The organism is Roseivirga sp. UBA1976 (genome assembly GCF_002336325.1).
GTDB classification, from domain to species: domain Bacteria; phylum Bacteroidota; class Bacteroidia; order Cytophagales; family Cyclobacteriaceae; genus Roseivirga; species Roseivirga thermotolerans.
In genome coordinates, this window is the sequence record NZ_DDDQ01000043.1 from 22,221 (window position 1) to 38,735 (window position 16,515).

General features: G+C 43.3%; 16 protein-coding genes. 10 read left to right on the top strand and 6 right to left on the bottom strand.

What is annotated here, in order from left to right:
* Window positions 1–209: 209 nt before the first annotated feature.
* On the bottom strand, window positions 210–1,559 hold the full coding sequence (locus B3763_RS04585) for a PhoH family protein (RefSeq protein ID WP_189628539.1): 1,350 nt from the start codon (window positions 1,557–1,559) through the stop codon (window positions 210–212).
* A gap of 736 nt (window positions 1,560–2,295) precedes the next feature.
* Window positions 2,296–4,359, bottom strand: a complete 2,064-nt coding sequence (locus B3763_RS04590; protein WP_286744259.1) for a sodium:solute symporter family protein — start codon at window positions 4,357–4,359, stop codon at window positions 2,296–2,298.
* A 205-nt stretch (window positions 4,360–4,564) separates the two neighbouring features.
* Here B3763_RS04590 and B3763_RS04595 point away from each other — a divergent pair, with 205 nt between their 5' ends.
* Genes B3763_RS04595 through B3763_RS04610 form a run of 4 tightly spaced genes read left to right on the top strand, consistent with a single transcriptional unit; the run spans window position 4,565 to window position 7,391 of the window.
* The gene (locus tag B3763_RS04595; protein ID WP_286744177.1) at window positions 4,565–5,455 is read left to right on the top strand and encodes a nucleotidyltransferase family protein; all 891 of its coding nucleotides are present in this window, start codon (window positions 4,565–4,567) and stop codon (window positions 5,453–5,455) included.
* Window positions 5,452–6,465, top strand: coding sequence for a phosphotransferase enzyme family protein (locus B3763_RS04600; protein WP_286744179.1), 1,014 nt, complete (start codon window positions 5,452–5,454; stop codon window positions 6,463–6,465). The genes B3763_RS04595 and B3763_RS04600 overlap by 4 nt, the downstream gene beginning before the upstream one ends.
* Before the next feature lie 50 nt (window positions 6,466–6,515).
* A complete protein-coding gene (locus tag B3763_RS04605) occupies window positions 6,516–7,022 on the top strand; it encodes a cupin domain-containing protein (protein ID WP_286744181.1) in 507 nt (168 codons plus the stop codon).
* A gap of 45 nt (window positions 7,023–7,067) precedes the next feature.
* A complete protein-coding gene (locus B3763_RS04610; RefSeq protein WP_189628535.1) occupies window positions 7,068–7,391 on the top strand; it encodes a heavy metal-binding domain-containing protein in 324 nt (107 codons plus the stop codon).
* A gap of 117 nt (window positions 7,392–7,508) precedes the next feature.
* On the opposite strand, the gene B3763_RS04615 is transcribed toward B3763_RS04610, so the two are convergent.
* Both B3763_RS04615 and B3763_RS04620 read right to left on the bottom strand, forming a co-directional pair.
* Entirely contained in the window at window positions 7,509–8,060 is a 552-nt protein-coding gene (locus tag B3763_RS04615; RefSeq protein ID WP_286744184.1) for a YSC84-related protein, read from the bottom strand.
* 3 nt (window positions 8,061–8,063) lie between these two features.
* Window positions 8,064–8,711 carry a helix-turn-helix domain-containing protein gene (locus B3763_RS04620; protein ID WP_286744186.1) on the bottom strand — a complete coding sequence of 216 codons (648 nt, stop codon included), beginning with the start codon at window positions 8,709–8,711 and terminating at the stop codon, window positions 8,064–8,066.
* 157 nt (window positions 8,712–8,868) lie between these two features.
* Between B3763_RS04620 and B3763_RS04625 the strand changes: the two genes are divergently transcribed.
* Window positions 8,869–10,263: a TlpA family protein disulfide reductase gene (locus B3763_RS04625; RefSeq protein ID WP_286744187.1), complete on the top strand. Its 1,395-nt coding sequence runs from the start codon at window positions 8,869–8,871 to the stop codon at window positions 10,261–10,263.
* A 125-nt stretch (window positions 10,264–10,388) separates the two neighbouring features.
* Here B3763_RS04625 and B3763_RS04630 read toward each other — a convergent pair whose 3' ends face one another.
* Entirely contained in the window at window positions 10,389–11,912 is a 1,524-nt protein-coding gene (locus B3763_RS04630) for a magnesium chelatase (protein ID WP_286744189.1), read from the bottom strand.
* Between the two features lies 1 nt (window position 11,913).
* Complete coding sequence (locus B3763_RS04635; RefSeq protein ID WP_286744191.1) at window positions 11,914–13,011, bottom strand: vWA domain-containing protein; 1,098 nt, start codon at window positions 13,009–13,011, stop codon at window positions 11,914–11,916.
* A gap of 229 nt (window positions 13,012–13,240) precedes the next feature.
* On the opposite strand from B3763_RS04635, the gene B3763_RS04640 reads away from it, so the two are divergent.
* The 5 genes from B3763_RS04640 (at window position 13,241) to B3763_RS04660 (ending at window position 16,457) form a co-directional block, all read left to right on the top strand.
* Entirely contained in the window at window positions 13,241–13,804 is a 564-nt protein-coding gene (locus B3763_RS04640; RefSeq protein ID WP_286744193.1) for an RNA polymerase sigma factor, read from the top strand.
* Window positions 13,801–14,547 carry an energy transducer TonB gene (locus tag B3763_RS04645; RefSeq protein ID WP_286744195.1) on the top strand — a complete coding sequence of 249 codons (747 nt, stop codon included), beginning with the start codon at window positions 13,801–13,803 and terminating at the stop codon, window positions 14,545–14,547. The genes B3763_RS04640 and B3763_RS04645 overlap by 4 nt, the downstream gene beginning before the upstream one ends.
* A 73-nt stretch (window positions 14,548–14,620) precedes the next feature.
* Window positions 14,621–15,514 (top strand): MerR family transcriptional regulator, encoded by an 894-nt coding sequence (locus B3763_RS04650; protein ID WP_286744197.1) that lies wholly within the window; start codon window positions 14,621–14,623, stop codon window positions 15,512–15,514.
* Between the two features lie 47 nt (window positions 15,515–15,561).
* Entirely contained in the window at window positions 15,562–16,008 is a 447-nt protein-coding gene (locus B3763_RS04655; protein ID WP_286744200.1) for a hypothetical protein, read from the top strand.
* Between the two features lie 26 nt (window positions 16,009–16,034).
* Entirely contained in the window at window positions 16,035–16,457 is a 423-nt protein-coding gene (locus B3763_RS04660; RefSeq protein ID WP_189628525.1) for a DUF1761 domain-containing protein, read from the top strand.
* The last annotated feature ends 58 nt before the right edge of the window (window positions 16,458–16,515 follow it).

Sequence of the window (16,515 nt, forward strand, 5' to 3'; positions counted from 1 at the left end):
TGATTGTACGATTGTGAACGAAAAATTGTGTACGATTATCGTACACCCTTTGGTTGAAAATAGTACACAACTGTCCGGGTGGGCCGGCTAATTGTAGGTGACGGCATTAGGTTTTTTGTGTTGAAAAGGACACGGTCGGCTTAGAGGAGCAACCAGCACTATTCAGATTTCAACTACCCTTTTAGCCGATTGTTTAGAGTCTCATAAACCTAGAGTAACTCATTCGCTAAGTTGGCCAGCTCCGATCTCTCACCTTTTTCAAGTGTAATATGAGCGTATAAAGGGTGGTCTTGTACCCTGTCAATGAGATATGAAAGCCCATTGGATTGAGAATCGAGATAGGGCGTATCTATTTGATGAACGTCTCCGGTAAACACAATTTTGGTGTTTTCACCGGCCCGGGTAATAATAGTCTTGATTTCGTGCGGTGTAAGGTTTTGAGCCTCATCTACTATAAAGAAGATATTCGAGAGGCTTCTACCTCGAATATAAGCCAATGGGGTAATCAAGAGCTTTTCCTTATTCACCATTTCGGTAATGGCCTTAAACTCTTTGTCCGTTTCCTTATACTGGTTTTGAATAAACTTTAGATTGTCCCAAAGAGGCTCCATATAGGGGTTCAGCTTAGACTTAATGTCTCCGGGTAGGTACCCTATATCTTTGTTGCTCAAAGGTACTATGGGCCTGGCCAGATATATTTGTTTGTATTCTCTGCGCTGTTCCAGGGCTCCGGCAAGGGTAAGCAACGTTTTACCGGTACCCGCCACCCCCTGAATAGTAACGAGCTTTACTTCGGGGTTCATAATGGCATGAATGGCAAAGGTTTGCTCAGCATTTTTGGGCTTTATTCCGGATACAGGTCGTTTATCTACTTTCTCAATGGTTTGTTCCATTGAGTTATAATAGGCCAATACCGAGTTTTTATCGCTCTTGAGTATAAAATACTGATTGGGCTGCGGCTTCTTAGATTTAAGAACCTCTTTGGGTGCTAAAGTGCCATCTTCATACAAATGATTGATGAGTTCAGAGTCGATCTTCTCAATTTCAATCTTGCCTTTGCGAAGTGAATCGACATTTTTAATTTTTCCGGTTTCGTAGTCCTCGGCCGGTAAGCCAATAGACTTGGCCTTCATGCGCAGGTTAATGTCTTTAGATACCAATATAACCTTACGGTCCGGGTGTTCCTCCTTGAGCCGCAAAGCTGCATTGAGTATTCGGTGGTCGTTCTTTTTTTCTCCAAAAATCACATTAGCATCGAGGGCACTTTCACCGCTTCCGGCCTCCATTACTACCTTAAAACTGCCGCGGGTTTTTCCATTTAGAGGAATCCAGTCCTGGAGCGACTTGTCTTTAGCCAGCTTGTCGAGCAAACGAGTAAACTCGCGGGCTTCAAAGTTTTTGGTGTCGTTTCCCTTTTTAAACTGATCCAGTTCTTCAAGCACGGTAATGGGGAGCCCAATGTCGTGCTCCTCAAAATTCATGATGGCAATGTGTTCGTAAAGGATAACGGAGGTGTCTAAAACAAATATCTTCCGGTCGGTCTTCTTCGCTCTCGGCATACTACAATTTGGAAATCAACAATGAATAGAACGTTGTTTTAAATTAGTAAATATTCGGAGCAAACAAGCATATCGATCACTATTAACATAGAAATAATTTGACCTCGTCCAGCCTGTATACCTGCAGCCTGCTGGCTGCGTGAGGCCAGACTCATGACGAGATATAATTTTGAATTTCTTTGATAGCGTTTTCCATCTCAAACTCAATCTGTTGATTATTAGACCTTAGAGAGTGGTAGTCAAACTCCTTCAATTCTTTATCTCTGATTCTGTTATTTGATGAAGGAGATGGTTGAGTTATGACGGTTTAAGTAATCCTTGAAGTTTGCGATTCTCTTTAAAATGAAAATCAGTAAGACAATGGGTAATAGAAGTCCAAAAAACAATAGAGAGATGGATTTATTGAATAGGAGAACATCTGGTCTCCAATAATTTTCATAGAGGAAACTCACGAGAAGGTAATCAGAAAGAAGGAATATGCTCACGAACAGAATCATCCAGAAAGGGTCAATTACAGCATTTAGTGCCTTAATTCGAACGGGTTGTTTCTCACGGCACTTTGAACAAACCAACTCTAACCTATCGCCCAACTCCTGCTCAAGTAAGAACTTCGATCTCACCTTGAGTTTTGTCTTAGAGGTTCTTCCGCAGCTTTTACAATCAAACTTAAACTTGAACAGGAGGCCCATGTCTTATCGTTTTTTTTAACCCTCCCTTGCTAAGGAGCTCGTGGAGGCTAGAAGCTCAGTTTCTTCCAGGCATTTCTTAACAACAGGGTAGCTGCCAGAGCAATGATCAATAGCACTACGGCATTCAGGGTTTCGCCATAAATGAACATGCCAACCGAGAAGAGAGCAGCATATACGATGATAATTCCCAGGAAGATTGCCAAAAGGTCTACGCTAAATTTACCGGTGCCCTCAGCAGGTTTCTCACCTCTATCAAAGGCTTGTTTTTTCAGCCCGTTCCAGCCAATACCGTAGGGTTTTACCAAATTGAAGAATTGTAACAAGGTTTGGTAATCGGTGGGTTTGGTAAGTAGTGTTACACTCACCCAGGCAAGAGTAGTAATGCCTACGCTAAGCAGCAACTGGTATTCGCTGGGAATAGAGGTAAGAGACTCAGGGCCAAACTTAAATAACAGGGCCAGGATAAATGAAACCACCATTCCTGCAATTTCTGAATAGGCATTAATTCTCCACCAAAACCAGCGTAAAATAAAAATAGAACCGGTACCGGCACCAATGGATAAGAGAATCTGGAAGGCATCGTAGGCACTGGTGAGTACCAAAGCAAAAAGGCCCGCCAGAACCATAAGCACCACAGTAGAAATACGCCCTACATTTACCAGTTCCTTTTCTGTCGCATCCGGTTTTACAAACCTCTGATAAAAGTCGAAAGCTACATATGAAGAGCCCCAGTTGAGGTGGGTTGAAATAGTAGACATATAGGCCGCAATAAGCGAAGCAATGACAATACCCAAAAGTCCTTTGGGAAGCTTTAGCAACATGGTTGAATACCCCAAATCATGCCCTAATTTGCCAATTTCGACTGTTGGATTTGCCAAGTGTAGATGCACTAGTTGCTCATCTTTTAACGGATCACTCCATTCTTCTCCCTTTTTCTTTTTTAAGTTTTTCCCTATATGAACATAAGCTAGTGACTTAATTTCAAGTGATTCCTTGTTGCTTTCTACTATAGATAAAAGCCTTTGATAATCCTCTTTTTGTTTAACATTCTCTGTTTTAGCCTGCTTCTCATGAATTTTATTGATCAGGGTCTCAATATCTTGTGGTGAAGTTTCTTTTTCAAGAAAGGCTCGGGCTTCTGAACTGATAGGAGTAGTACTAATTCTATTATTATCAAGAGACATTGGATATATGAGAATCGATGCCAAGGCAATCAATATCCAAGGCCATGGCCTAAGGGCATAGTGCGTTATGTTGAACAGAAAGGTAGCCGAAACGGCATGTTTTTCATTTTTTGACGAAAGCATTCTTTGAGCAATATAGCCTCCTCCGCCAGGTTCAGCTCCGGGATACCACACGCTCCACCATTGAACCGCCAGCGGAATTACTAAAAGGGTAATGAAGAGCTCACGATTCGAAAAACTTGGAATTAAGTTGAGCTTAGAAGCAACCTCCGGTTTTTCCAACAAGGCAGTTAGGCCGCCAACTTCAGGTAGGTTAACAATGTAAATGGCTGCCGCCACCGAGCCCACCATGGCCACTAAAAATTGCAGGAAATCTGTGAGTATTACCCCACGAAGCCCGCCAAGAGAACTGTAGGCTACTGTGATTACCGAGGCATATACCACTGTTTTCCAGGGCTCCAGCCCAAACATAACTTCTCCTATTTTAATGGCCGCCAAAGACACTGAGGCCATAATCATTACATTAAAGAATACACCTAGATAGATGGCTCTGAAACCTCTTAAAAAGGCAGCTTCTTTGCCGGAATAGCGTTTTTCGTAAAACTCCAGGTCTGTAAGAACCCCAGATTTACGCCACAGTTTTGCATAAATGAATACCGTGAGCATACCGGTAATAAGGAAGGCCCACCAGGTCCAGTTGCCGGCCACACCGTTTTGTCTTACAATATCTGTCACCAGATTGGGCGTATCGGCCGAAAATGTTGTGGCTACCATAGAAACACCCAGCAACCACCACGGCATATTACGGCCCGATAAAAAGAACTCTTTAGAAGACGAACCGGCTTTGCGAGAGACCTTTAAACCAATGGCCAAAAAGACAAGAAAGAAAAGAACAATAATGATCCAGTCGATGGTGGAAATATTCATAGCTGCAAATAAAAAGTGGTTGGCCTTTTGAGAAACAAGGAATACCTGAGTATGCCCCCTCAATTCCTCTTGGGCGGTGTTCAACTTACAAGATTAACTTCATTTTATTAAAACCCCGACAGATTTTATCAAAGCTTAAATTGATTTGTCTGAAGTTTTTGTTCATTTTCGAACCAACAATAATAGAAATTTTTAACAGCACATTATGGATTTAACACTAGTGGTATTAGCAGCAGGTATGGGTAGCCGTTATGGAGGAAACAAACAGCTAGACGGTATTGGCCCAAATGGTGAAATCATAATGGATTACTCCATACACGATGCCATTGAGGCAGGCTTTACCAAAGTAGTGTTTATTATAAGAACAGATCTGAAAGAAGCTTTTGAAAACCACTATAAGGAAAGGTTCAAAGGCAAGATAAAAATGGAGTACGCCTTTCAGAATGAATATACTAAGCACACGGCAGCTTATGAGGCCAATCGGAAAAAGCCATGGGGAACTACTCATGCGGTGTTGGCTGCCAGGCACCTCATCAATGAACCTTTTGTGGTAATTAATGCCGATGATTACTATGGGCAAGAGTCTTTTGCTGAGGTAGTGGCCGCCATGAAAAACCTCAAGGACAATGAGTACCTCATAATGGGTTATAAATTGGAAAACACACTTTCAGATCATGGCACCGTAAACCGTGGAGTGTGTCAGGTCGATGATAATATGCATCTCATTGGTATTAAAGAGACGTTGGCAATTGGTAAAGAAAATGGAGTTATTTCTTACCAGGAGGGTGGCCAGCGGTATGAATTAAGCCCCAACACTTATGTGTCTATGAATTTCTTTGGATTCCCTCCTTCGGTTTTGCCCCTCTTCGAAGAAAAGTTTATTGAGTTTGTGCAGCAAAACAATGAAGACCCAAAAGCCGAATGCTTTATGCCCGTAGAGGTTGGTAACTTAATGAAAGAGGGCAAGGCTGTGGTGAAGGTAGTGCCAACTACGGCCTCCTGGTTGGGCGTGACCTACAAGGAAGATAAGGAACACGTGGTTGCGGGAATCAACAAGATGATTGCCGATGGACTATACCCGAAAGAAATAAAATGATGGAAAATGCCCTAAAGGGCTTACAATACTTTGCCTTACAAGGAGCAGTCGATTCGATTGCTCCTTTTGGTTTGGGGCACATTAACGACTCTTTTTTGGTTCAGGCAGAAGGTAAGTCATATTTGCTCCAGCGTTTAAATACCAGCGTTTTTAAAACACCTCAGGTGATTGAAGGCAACCTGAGGGCCCTACTAGCCCATGCCCCCGAGCTTTTTGCTAAACATTTGCGGGGAACCGGAGGCAACTATCATGAATTCGATGGAGAACACTGGTGGCGCCTGCAGGAATTTGTACCCAACAGCTATTCTCCCAATGAATTACAACCCAATGAGTTGAGAGAGGTTTCAACAGGTTTTGGATGCTTTACCGCACAGTTTGGCTCCCAGCCCCTTGAAAAGTACACAGAAAGTATTCCGCATTTTCATGACCTCCACCTTCGTTTGAGGCAATTGCAGGCTGCTGTAGAAGCTAATGCAGCAGGGCGATTGGAAAGCGTATTGGCCGAAGTAGGGCAGGTGCAACAATTCAATTGGATCGCGGCCCGCTTCGATAAACTGGTGGATGAGGGCTTGCCCCTCAGGATTTGTCATAATGATGCCAAGGCCGGCAACTGTCTGCTTTCTAAACCCGACAGCCGATTTTTGAAAGTGGTTGATCTCGATACGGTTGGCCCCGGATATGCCTTGTTCGACCTGGGAGATATGCTAAGGTCTATGCTCTTTAATGTGCCGGAAAACAGGGAGAACCTGGAAAGTCTATCCTTTAGCAAGGAGCGTTTTCATGCCATTGTCAACCCCTTTGTGGAAGCGTGCAGCGGGGTTTTAAAACCCATAGAGATAGAGTCACTTCCTTTTGGTGGTCTGTATATGACTTACATTATGGCCGTTCGTTTCTTAACCGACTACCTCAACGGAGATATTTACTATAAAGTGAGCCACGAAAAGGAAAACTTAAGCAGAGCCCGAAACCAACTGACCATTTTGGAACTGATGGCCTCTTCTATGGCCTAGCAAATCTGCGTTTCATTTAGCATCTTTCAAGCCTCTCAACTCATGTATAAATGAAAAACGCGCAGTATTGGATTGAAAAACTCAATCTTGAAAAGCATCCCGAAGGAGGTTTTTTTGCAGAAACCTATCGATCTAAAGAAAAACTCCATGAAACTAAGCTTCCGGACCGGTACAAAACAGGGAGGGTATTTGGTACGTCTATTTATTTTTTATTGACCGTAGAAAGTGTTTCTAACTTTCATCGGTTGGCGTCAGATGAAATCTGGCATTATCATTTCGGAGGATCAGTAAAGGTGCATTTTATTCATAAGGATGGCACTACCTCTGAGCACGTATTGGGGCCTGACCTGGAGAGGTCGCAAAGCTTTCAGTTGGTAATTCCGCGTGGCACCTGGTTTGCAGCAGAGGTCATAGAGGCAGACTATGTGTTGGTGGGTTGTACTGTTTCTCCCGGCTTTGAGTTCGAAGATTTTGAATTGGCCGATCGCACCGAACTATCGTCCGCTTATCCGCAGCATCAAACCCTAATTGCCCGGTTCACGAATAATCAGTCATAGTTTTCTGCTAAAGAGAACCCAGAAAGTAAACAAAATAGCTAACAGATGATTTTATCTACAACCCCTTCTATAGAAGGACACACCATTACCAAATATCATGGAGTAGTAACGGGCGAAGCCATAATAGGTGCCAACTTGTTTAAAGACATTTTTGCCAGTATTACGGACTTGGTAGGAGGGCGTTCGGGCACTTACGAGCGGGTTTTGAGAGAAGCAAAAGATGGGGCTCTTAAGGAGCTTCAATACAACGCTCAATCTTTAGGAGCCAATGCAGTAGTGGGCATTGATTTGGATTATGAGACCATTGGTCATAACGCAAGCATGCTAATGGTAACCGCCAGCGGCACGGCTGTGACTTACGAAAAATAACTTGTGATATAGTCTAGTTTAACAAGTGTTTTCTATCCGTAAAGCCACTCTGAAAAGAGTGGCTTTTATTTTGGGATGGAGCCGTTCTGCTTCTCAAAGCGGTCGGACGACTCCATTTTATCTCATTTTATCGAGCGGAATAAACTTAAACTTCTGTCCACCAATAGAGGCTTCATACATCAGACCTCCTTTAGCCATAGTGAACACGGCTACCCCATCCGTATATTTGGCATTCGCACTTATTCCGGATTTTAGTGCAACAGCCGATGCCTGGGCGGCCAATTGCAGCTCGTTTTCAATGAATCGAGTATAGGCATCAGCATCTTCAAAAAAGATCACCTCACTGTAGGCTTGTCCGCCAAACTGAAAACCTATAGAAATTTGGGTCATGTTTACCCCTCCGGTAACCTCACCATTGCGATAGACAACTCCCTTACCGGCTGCACCTCCAACCCCTATGGCTCCTTTGCCAATAGAGGGAAACACCGCGTAGCCATAGGAGTTATTGAAGAAGGCCGCAATGCCCGCATCGGCTTTCTTGAAATCAGCTATGGTAGTTGCAGCCGCTTTCACATCATATTTTTCCTTTTTTCTCCTCTGCGCCACAGAGGTGTTAAGGGCCGAGAAAAAAAAGCCTACAACAAGAATTAAAACAGTAACCTTTCTCATGATTTAAGTTGTTTTAGCCATATAAATATCTCCTTTTGGGGTAGGAACAATGTCAATAACATTGGCCAGTACCAGCCGTACCAGAGTTCTGGAGGCTACAAATTTAGGCACGCGCACCAACCTAACGAAATCAATCAGGCTAACGTGTTCATGCTCGGCCAAATAGTTGAGCAGAACTTTTTCCTGCTCGCCATAGGTAAATTGAATGTCTTTGTTGCGGAGCCTCCTTTGCATAATCTCGCGCATTTCACGACTAGCCTTTATGCTCTCATCTTTCACCCGCACATAAGCCACTCCTTTTCGTGTGCCGGGGTGCTCCCTTACAAAATGAGGTTTCTTCCGACTTTCCGGAATTTTAAATACGGCCACTCCCTTTTTTTCGGTGAGAGCAACAAGCGATACCTCATACGGAAGTTGAGGCCTGATGAGCTCTTTAATAGCCTTCTCAATCACAAATGCCTCGCCCTCAATATCCCGCGTTCCACTGAGAGTGCCATCGTCATCTACCCCCAAAAGCAATACACCTCCTGCAGAATTGGCAAAGGCTACCAACTCCCTCACTATCTTATCGGGGTGGTTGGCCTTTTTTTTAAACTCCAGACTTTGTCCTTCGCCCTGCCGGGCAAGTATGTTCAATTCTTTTGGATTCAAAGCATTTGGATTTTGATTTTTGAGTTTTTCTTGTGCCTGATTATTAATAACTTATAGAATGTTTTCACACAATTACATCCCTATGTTTAAGCTAAACCTATTTTTTATACTGATCGTTTTGATTTTTTCGGCCTGCCGGCACAAACCTAAGAATGAAATGACACTTATCATTCAGGTAGAAGAAGCAGACCCTAAAAAAGAATACTATGTGCGGCTGGCATCGAGCTTTATGGCCGAGCCGGAGATTAAGTTTCATTTTGAGGAAGGAGCTAATGATCAGCACATTTCCATACCTCTGAAGGGCCCTAAAATGGTTGTGCTGGGAGGTGAGTTTTTTAAGATTTTGTATTTAGAGCCGGGCAAAGACCTGGTTTTGAAAGTGAATAAGCAAGAAGACGAATTTGACTTTAGCTATGATGGCGATGGAGCTGTTTTTATGAAACTAATGGATCAGATGAGTCTTCTGGACGATTCGTTGAAAAAGGCGGTCGCTGAAAAAGAGCTGGAGCATGGTATATATTCTCTGCCATGGGAAGAGTTTCAATCGGCAATGCACGAAGTGAAGGTCAAAAAGGAAAACCTGATTGCGGAGAGTACTGAGGTGACAGGTGAATTTAAAACAGCAATGATGGCCGATGCCTGGGCCAGATATATTATGCAACTTGGCTCTTTTGAGAGTTACTATAATTACAGAATTAAAAAACCTGAGGATCCGGAATTTAAAGCTCCTATAGAAGACCGATATGAACAGGCCTTTAAAATGGACGATGGCGCAGTGGTGTCATTGACTTTTGGTAATCTTATTTCCGGGTATGTTACTCACAGCGCTGCCGATCTTGGGACAGAGGAGGTGCCTTGGTATAGCGACCAATCCAACTGGGTAAAACTCTACGAACGCACTCGCGATAATGCAGAAATTCCGCCTAAGTTTAAAGAATACATATTGGGCTCTTATGTGAGTCAATTACTGATGTCGTTGGGTATTGATGGGGCCTGGGAGGTTAAAGAGGAGTTTCTGGCCAATTATCCCAATGGAGAAGTGGCTGATGAAATTATTCCTCTCTATGCTTCATGGGAGCCACTCAGAAAGGGGCAGCCGGCTCCCGATTTTACATATACCTCCATAGAGGGCAAAGAGGTTTCATTGAGCGATTTTAAAGGGAAAGTGGTGTATATAGATGTTTGGGCTACCTGGTGTGGGCCTTGCATTGCCGAGTTTCCCAGCTCCAAGAAACTAAAAGAGCGCTTGAAAGATGCCGATGATGTGGTTTGGCTGTATGTCTCTATCGATGACCCAAAAGCTAAGGAAAAGTGGGAGAAAGATGTGGTAAAGTATGAGATTGACAAAGGTGTTAACCTCTTTGGCGGTGAGGGTTGGGATACGTCTATCACTGACCTGTACAAAATCAAGGGCATTCCGAGGTATATACTTGTAGACAAAGAGGGAAGGATTTTTAACTCCCAGGCTTCGCGGCCATCGTCAGGAGATATTATCTACAATGAAATTCAACAGCTAAGAGGAGTGGGATTAGACAAGGCCATGTCTCCTTAAATAAAAGAAAGAGGCTACCTCAAAAGCCATGTGAGCGTCATCCTCAACTTGCTTGCCTGTTGGTAGACAAGTTCAGAATAACGAGTCTTGAAGCTTTTGAGGCAGCCTCGTTTTATGCCAATGCCTTAGTTATCGTTTTCGTCCTCGTCAAAGTCATCAAAATCGGGCATTGAAAACATGCTGCTGAGCAGGTCTTTGAATCGTGTGCCGGTATCCAATGGAGACTTGCTGAGCTTACTGTACTCGGCTAAACCATGCAGCACAAATTCCATTAGAAAAAGTTGTTCATGCTTGTTTGCCTTAGGGTGATGTTTCTTTACCAATTCCTGAAGGCCGGGTATTGCCTTTAGGGCTTTTGCGTACTCTGTTTGGTTCAAATCATGGGGAAGGTCTAGTGTGTAACCTTCTCCAAACCAGTCGATAATGCTCTTGTACGGATTACTTTTTTGTTCCTTGTTTTTATCGTCCGGTTTAGGAAAATAATCTGTAAACAAAGTGCGAACGGCTTTACCCACCAGACTATGAGCCACCAGGCCTGCTCCCTCTTGTTCTCCTTCATAAACAAGTTCTACCTTTCCTGTTATGGCCGGTATAATGCCTATGAAGTCAGAAATCCTTACATAAGTCTGGGGCTCATTGTTTAGGAGAGCCCTTCGTTCGGCAGCACTAACTAGGTTTTCGTAGGCAGAAATAGTGAGTCTTGCCGAAACACCACTTTTTTCGTCTACGTATTCGCTGCTTCTGGCCTCAATGGCCACCTGTTCGATAAGGTCTTGCGACAGCTCGTTTACCACCACTATTTCTTTCTGAAGAGCCTTTATGCGCGCCTCTTGTACGGTAATTTGCTTGCCTATGTCTCTCGATTTTGGGTAGTGTGTAATAATCTGACTATCAATTCTATCTTTTAAGGGTGTTACTATGCTGCCTCGGTTGGTGTAATCTTCAGGGTTGGCTGTAAACACAAACTGAATATCCAGAGGCAGACGTAATTTAAACCCTCGAATTTGTATATCTCCTTCTTGCAGAATATTGAAAAGGGCCACCTGAATTCTAGCCTGAAGATCGGGCAATTCGTTAATCACAAATATGCACCGGTGCGAACGCGGCACCAGTCCGTAATGAATCACGCGCTCATCAGAATAAGGGAGTTTGAGAGAGGCCGCTTTAATAGGGTCGACATCTCCAATTAAGTCGGCAATGGATACATCAGGAGTGGCTAGCTTTTCGGCATATCGTTCGGATCTGTGTAACCAGTCTATCTCGGTGTTGTCTCCGTTGGCCAGCACCTGCTCACGGCCAAACTTACTAATGGGCATTAGTGGGTCATCGTTCAGTTCAGCTCCTTTTATTACGGGAATGTATTCATTGAGAAGTTCAGTCATTTGTCGGGCAATGCGTGTTTTAGCTTGCCCTCTGAGACCCAGAAGGTTCATGTTGTGCATGGAGAGAATTGCCCGTTGAATATCCGGGATTACGGTGTCTTCATAGCCCCAAATGCCCTCAAACGTAGGCTCCTTTTTTCTCAGCTTGTCAATCAGGTTATTTCTTAACTCTTCTTTCACCGACTGGCTGCGGTAGCCAGCGGCCTTCAATTCGCCCAGGGTCTTTATTTTCAGTAATTTATCTGGGGTCAATGCTTTGTAGTTCATGCTAGAAATTTTTTCTACGGTTGCGTTTGTAGTCTTCGAAAATCAAATGTCCTAAACCTTTCAGGCTGCTGTAGTAGGCGTTGCCGTTGTTAGTTTTGGTAAACTCCTGTACAAATTCTTTCAGATATGGGTCTGAAGCAATCATAAAGGTGGTAACAGGAATGTGTAACCTTCGGCATTGCGTAGCCAGGTTTAGGGTTTTGTTTAAAATTTTTGGGTCTAAGCCAAAAGCATTTTTGTAATACTTAATACCCACCTTCATGCAGGTAGGCTTGCCATCGGTAATCATAAAAATCTGCTTATTGGCGTTTTTCCTTCTCCTCAAAATATCCATGGCCAGCTCAAGGCCGGCAATTGTATTGGTATGGTAAGGCCCCACTTGCAGGTAGGGCAGGTCTTTAATGTCTATTTGCCAGGCATCGTTACCAAATACTATTACATCGAGCGTATCTTTTGGATACTTGGTGGTAATCAGTTCGGCCAGTGCCATGGCTGTTTTTTTAGCAGGCGTAATACGATCTTCTCCATAAAGGATCATGGAGTGAGAGATATCGATCATCAGTACGGTAGAAGTCTGCGTTTTATACTCTGTTTCTACTACCTCCAGATCGTTTTCGGTCATTAAAAAGTCTCCGAACCCATGGTTGATCTGCGCGTTTTTCAGGGAATCGGTCATGGCAATTTGCTGAAGTGAGTCGCCAAACTCAAAGGGCCTTCTGTCCGTGCCTAGTTCATCACCAGTACCCGAAAAGTTAGTTTTATGTTGCCCCTTGCCCGATTTTTTAAGCTTACCAAAGATCTCTTCCAAGGCCGATTTTCGAATCTGTTGTCCGGTTTTTCCGGTTACCTCAAACTTACCCTCCTGATTTTCTTCGGTAATATATCCCTTGTCTTTAAGGTCTTCAATAAAATCACCAATTCCATATTGGCCATCCGTCAGGTTGTACTGTTTGTCCAGGTTGGTCAACCAGGCCAGAGCTTCAGCCACATCGCCACCGGTAATACTGACTAGCTGCAGAAAAATATTCAGCAGATTATCGAAAGCAGATTCTCCCTGAGCTTTTTGAGGAATGTATTTTGAGAACCGATATCCCTTCATGAGTTTTAGTCTTCGCTATTGGTTGTTTGAGCAGCCACAGGGGTGCTGCTCCGGTTTCGAGTTCTTACACAACGCCACTCTTACATTTTTGGTTTAACTTGAACATATATTACTAACATGGGGCTGCAATACCAACCTCAATTAGTTATTTACCGACTGTTTCTTTTAATGGCGCGGGCGTTATTCTAGCAAAATCTCAAACGAAGACTCTACTACCCTGATCGAGACATTGACCAAAACAAAATATTCTGAGCTTACTGAAATAGAGCTGATAGAGAAGTCGAAGGAAGACAAGGCCTACTTTAAGCCCTTGTATGAGAAGTACTATGAGCAGATTTTTCGGTTGGTTTTTGCCAGGGTTCAGGATGTGGAGCTAACTGGCGAAATTACCTCGGAGGCTTTTAGCAAGACCTTGGCCAATATTCACAAGTTCGAATATAAAGGCTATCCGTTTTCTGCCTGGATTACCCGAATAGCCATTAACTGTTGTTATGACTACTTTAGGGCTAAGCAGAAAAATAGGATGGTGAGCCTGGAGAATTACACCACGCATGATATTGCTTTTGAAATAGAGCTGGAAGAAAACGACAAAGAACTCTGGCTTACCCTGTTGCCCGATATTCTGGAAAAACTTAAACCCAAAGATCTTGAACTTGTGGAAATGAGGTTTTTTGAAGGAAAGAGCTTTGCGGAGATTGCCTTTATTTTGGATATCACGGAAGGCAATGCCAAAACCAGAACTTACAGGGTGTTGAAGCGAATGAAAAAGTTATTTAGACAAGGTACACGATGAAGTACAAGTTTGTAAGTAAGGCTAAGATGCCGAGTCCGGCTGAAATTAAAAGCACCATGAACTTTGGTAAGGTGGTGGCGAACTCCAAGGTTTTGGCCGGAGCTAAAATCACTTCTGCAGTACTCAAAGGTACGGCAGCTGTTAAATCGGCTGTAGTAAGTACGGTTTCTGTGGCTGTAGTGGCTACTTCAACCTATGTGGTTTATCCGGAGCTGTTTCAAAAAACAACCCCCGAACCGGAGATAATGACCGAAACGCCTTTTGTGATCCCTGCAGATACGGTAGCTACCGAAGAACCAGTGGTTGTCGATAGTTCGGGAGTTCAGCCTTCTGTTTTGGCCGATACCTTATCGTCAGTGCCTGCCGCAACTAATACACGAAGCAATAAAAAAATACCCAGACAAAGCCCTACACAGAACGACAATCATTTGGTGGATAAGAACATACTGATTAGGGCTAGCCCTTTGCCAGATACCGATGCACTAATGAGCCATATCCATAGCCAGCTGAAGTATCCTATTCAGCACTTGGGAGATTCCATTCAGGGTTATGTGAAACTTCTTTTTAAAGTGAATGAAGAAGGACAGACGGAAAACTTCAAAGTGTTGGAGTCGCTGGGTAAAGCTTTTGATTCTGAGGCCATACGTGTAATTAGATCCTATAAAAAATGGAGGCCGGCCAGCTACAACGGTAAACCCCAGGAGGGCTTTTTTCAGATCGACATTAAGTTTGAAATTAAGTAGAAGGCTTCTCTAACCTACCATTTTCTTGATAAATAGGTAGACTTCTGTCTATATTGTCACTTGGGAGCTACCTATGATCAAGTACTCAATCAAGGATTTAGAAAAATTTTCAGGCATAAAAGCCCATACCATACGTATTTGGGAGCAGCGCTATCAATTGCTTACCCCCAAATGCACGGAAACCAATATTCGCTATTACGATGAAGACCAGCTCAAGTACCTACTCAATGTAACTCTCCTGCTCGAACATGGTTTTAGAATTTCGCAAATCTGCGCCATGACCGGAGCCGAGTTTAATGCGCATTTGAAAGAAGTAGCTGGGAAGGGGCTAAACTCCAAAGAAGATAACATGCTGAATGCGGCCGTCAATGAATTGGTTTTGGCCATGTTGGAGTTAGATGAGCAACGTTTCGAAAAAATAATGAGTAGTAGCCTTTTACAGCGCAGTTTTGAAGAGGTGCTCATTAAGGTGATATATCCGTTTCTCAAAAGAATTGGTGTAATGTGGCGAATTGGAGAAGTTTCTACAGCCCAGGAACACTTTATATACCAGCTCATAAGGCAGAAAATTATAGTGGCCATAGACTCTCTGATTGTGCGCTCTAAGTCTTCTGAAAAGTATTTGCTGTTTTTGCCCAAATCGGAATTTAGCGACTTGCTCATTCTACTTTTTACATACATTCTCAAAAACAGGGGCAAGCAGTGTATCTATCTCGGGGCCGATATTCCATTCAAAGATTTGCAGCAAGTGGCTCAGATCACAAAGCCGGATGTGCTATTTACGTTTGTAAAAGCTCCGGCATCTAAACTAGATACTCAGGCTTATATTTATGAACTCTCCGAGAAGTTTGGCGATAAGCAAATTCTCATTAGCGGGAATCCCTACTTTATGGAAGAGCTGGAGTACCCAAAGAATGTTCTGCTAATTCTTGAAGCGAACGACTTAATTGAAATGCTAACGGACTAAATAGGGTATAATCGGCTGAAATCCGTATATTCCCTAAATTTTTAGAAATGGGTCAAAGGTCAAAATTTCTAGGGTTGCTGGCATTGGTTCTAGCGGCCTGTTCGAGCAACAACCGTGAAGAATACTTATTGGGCGAATGGTACAATGAGTCGTTGCGAGTGGATATCGATGCGCTGGACGGAACACCTGATTCAATTTTTTCTGTGCCGGCCGGTCAATGGGAAGAGATTCTTCAGATTCAACCAATACGCACAACTTACAAGGCAGATGGAACCTATGAGTCGGTTTACACCGAATTGGATGGTACTTTATTGCAGAAAACCTCTGGTCAGTGGGCATTGAAAGGTGATTCGCTTTTTTTAACCTCTCAAGGCTTAACGACCAGCTATTATTTTGAGTGGAAAGGTGGGAAGGGGCTGTTTGAAGGCTTCCTGGATTGGGACACCGATGGTAAGTCAGACGACTTTTACTCGGGTGTTCAAATTAAAAAGTGAATCATCTTTAACTAAATCATATCATTATGGATTTTTCTGCTATTAATTGGCTGGCTGTTGTAGTAGCGGCCGTTGCATTTTTCGCCTTGGGGGCTATCTGGTATGGCCCAATTTTCGGTAAGGCCTGGCAAAAAGGCGTTGGCCTTTCTGAAGAGGAACTAAAGAATGCCAACATGGGCAAAACCTTTGGAATCTCGTTTGTTTTGGCCCTCATAATTTCTGTGGGTATGGCCATATTCTTTTTTGGTTTTGGCACAGATCCTAACAACCCGATGACCGTTTCTACCGGTGCTATGTATGGCGCTATGACGGGTATTTTCTTTCTATTGCCCACTATTTGTATGAACTATTTATTTGCTCAAAAGTCGGCTGCTCTTATGTTTATCGATTCAGGCTATCATATTGTGGCTTATACCATAGTTGGTGTTATACTGGCGGCCTGGCAATAAGTACTTTGGCCATCTGTAACGGATGAATTGCAGGTGGCCTTTATTTTATTTTTCCCTT

Coding starts and splice junctions, on each gene's coding strand:
- B3763_RS04585 (WP_189628539.1), bottom strand. CDS start 1,559: ATGCCGAGAGCGAAGAAGACCGACCGGAAGATATTTGTTTTAGACACC.
- B3763_RS04590 (WP_286744259.1), bottom strand. CDS start 4,359: ATGAATATTTCCACCATCGACTGGATCATTATTGTTCTTTTCTTTCTT.
- B3763_RS04595 (WP_286744177.1), top strand. CDS start 4,565: ATGGATTTAACACTAGTGGTATTAGCAGCAGGTATGGGTAGCCGTTAT.
- B3763_RS04600 (WP_286744179.1), top strand. CDS start 5,452: ATGATGGAAAATGCCCTAAAGGGCTTACAATACTTTGCCTTACAAGGA.
- B3763_RS04605 (WP_286744181.1), top strand. CDS start 6,516: ATGAAAAACGCGCAGTATTGGATTGAAAAACTCAATCTTGAAAAGCAT.
- B3763_RS04610 (WP_189628535.1), top strand. CDS start 7,068: ATGATTTTATCTACAACCCCTTCTATAGAAGGACACACCATTACCAAA.
- B3763_RS04615 (WP_286744184.1), bottom strand. CDS start 8,060: ATGAGAAAGGTTACTGTTTTAATTCTTGTTGTAGGCTTTTTTTTCTCG.
- B3763_RS04625 (WP_286744187.1), top strand. CDS start 8,869: ATGACACTTATCATTCAGGTAGAAGAAGCAGACCCTAAAAAAGAATAC.
- B3763_RS04630 (WP_286744189.1), bottom strand. CDS start 11,912: ATGAACTACAAAGCATTGACCCCAGATAAATTACTGAAAATAAAGACC.
- B3763_RS04635 (WP_286744191.1), bottom strand. CDS start 13,011: ATGAAGGGATATCGGTTCTCAAAATACATTCCTCAAAAAGCTCAGGGA.
- B3763_RS04645 (WP_286744195.1), top strand. CDS start 13,801: ATGAAGTACAAGTTTGTAAGTAAGGCTAAGATGCCGAGTCCGGCTGAA.
- B3763_RS04650 (WP_286744197.1), top strand. CDS start 14,621: ATGATCAAGTACTCAATCAAGGATTTAGAAAAATTTTCAGGCATAAAA.
- B3763_RS04655 (WP_286744200.1), top strand. CDS start 15,562: ATGGGTCAAAGGTCAAAATTTCTAGGGTTGCTGGCATTGGTTCTAGCG.
- B3763_RS04660 (WP_189628525.1), top strand. CDS start 16,035: ATGGATTTTTCTGCTATTAATTGGCTGGCTGTTGTAGTAGCGGCCGTT.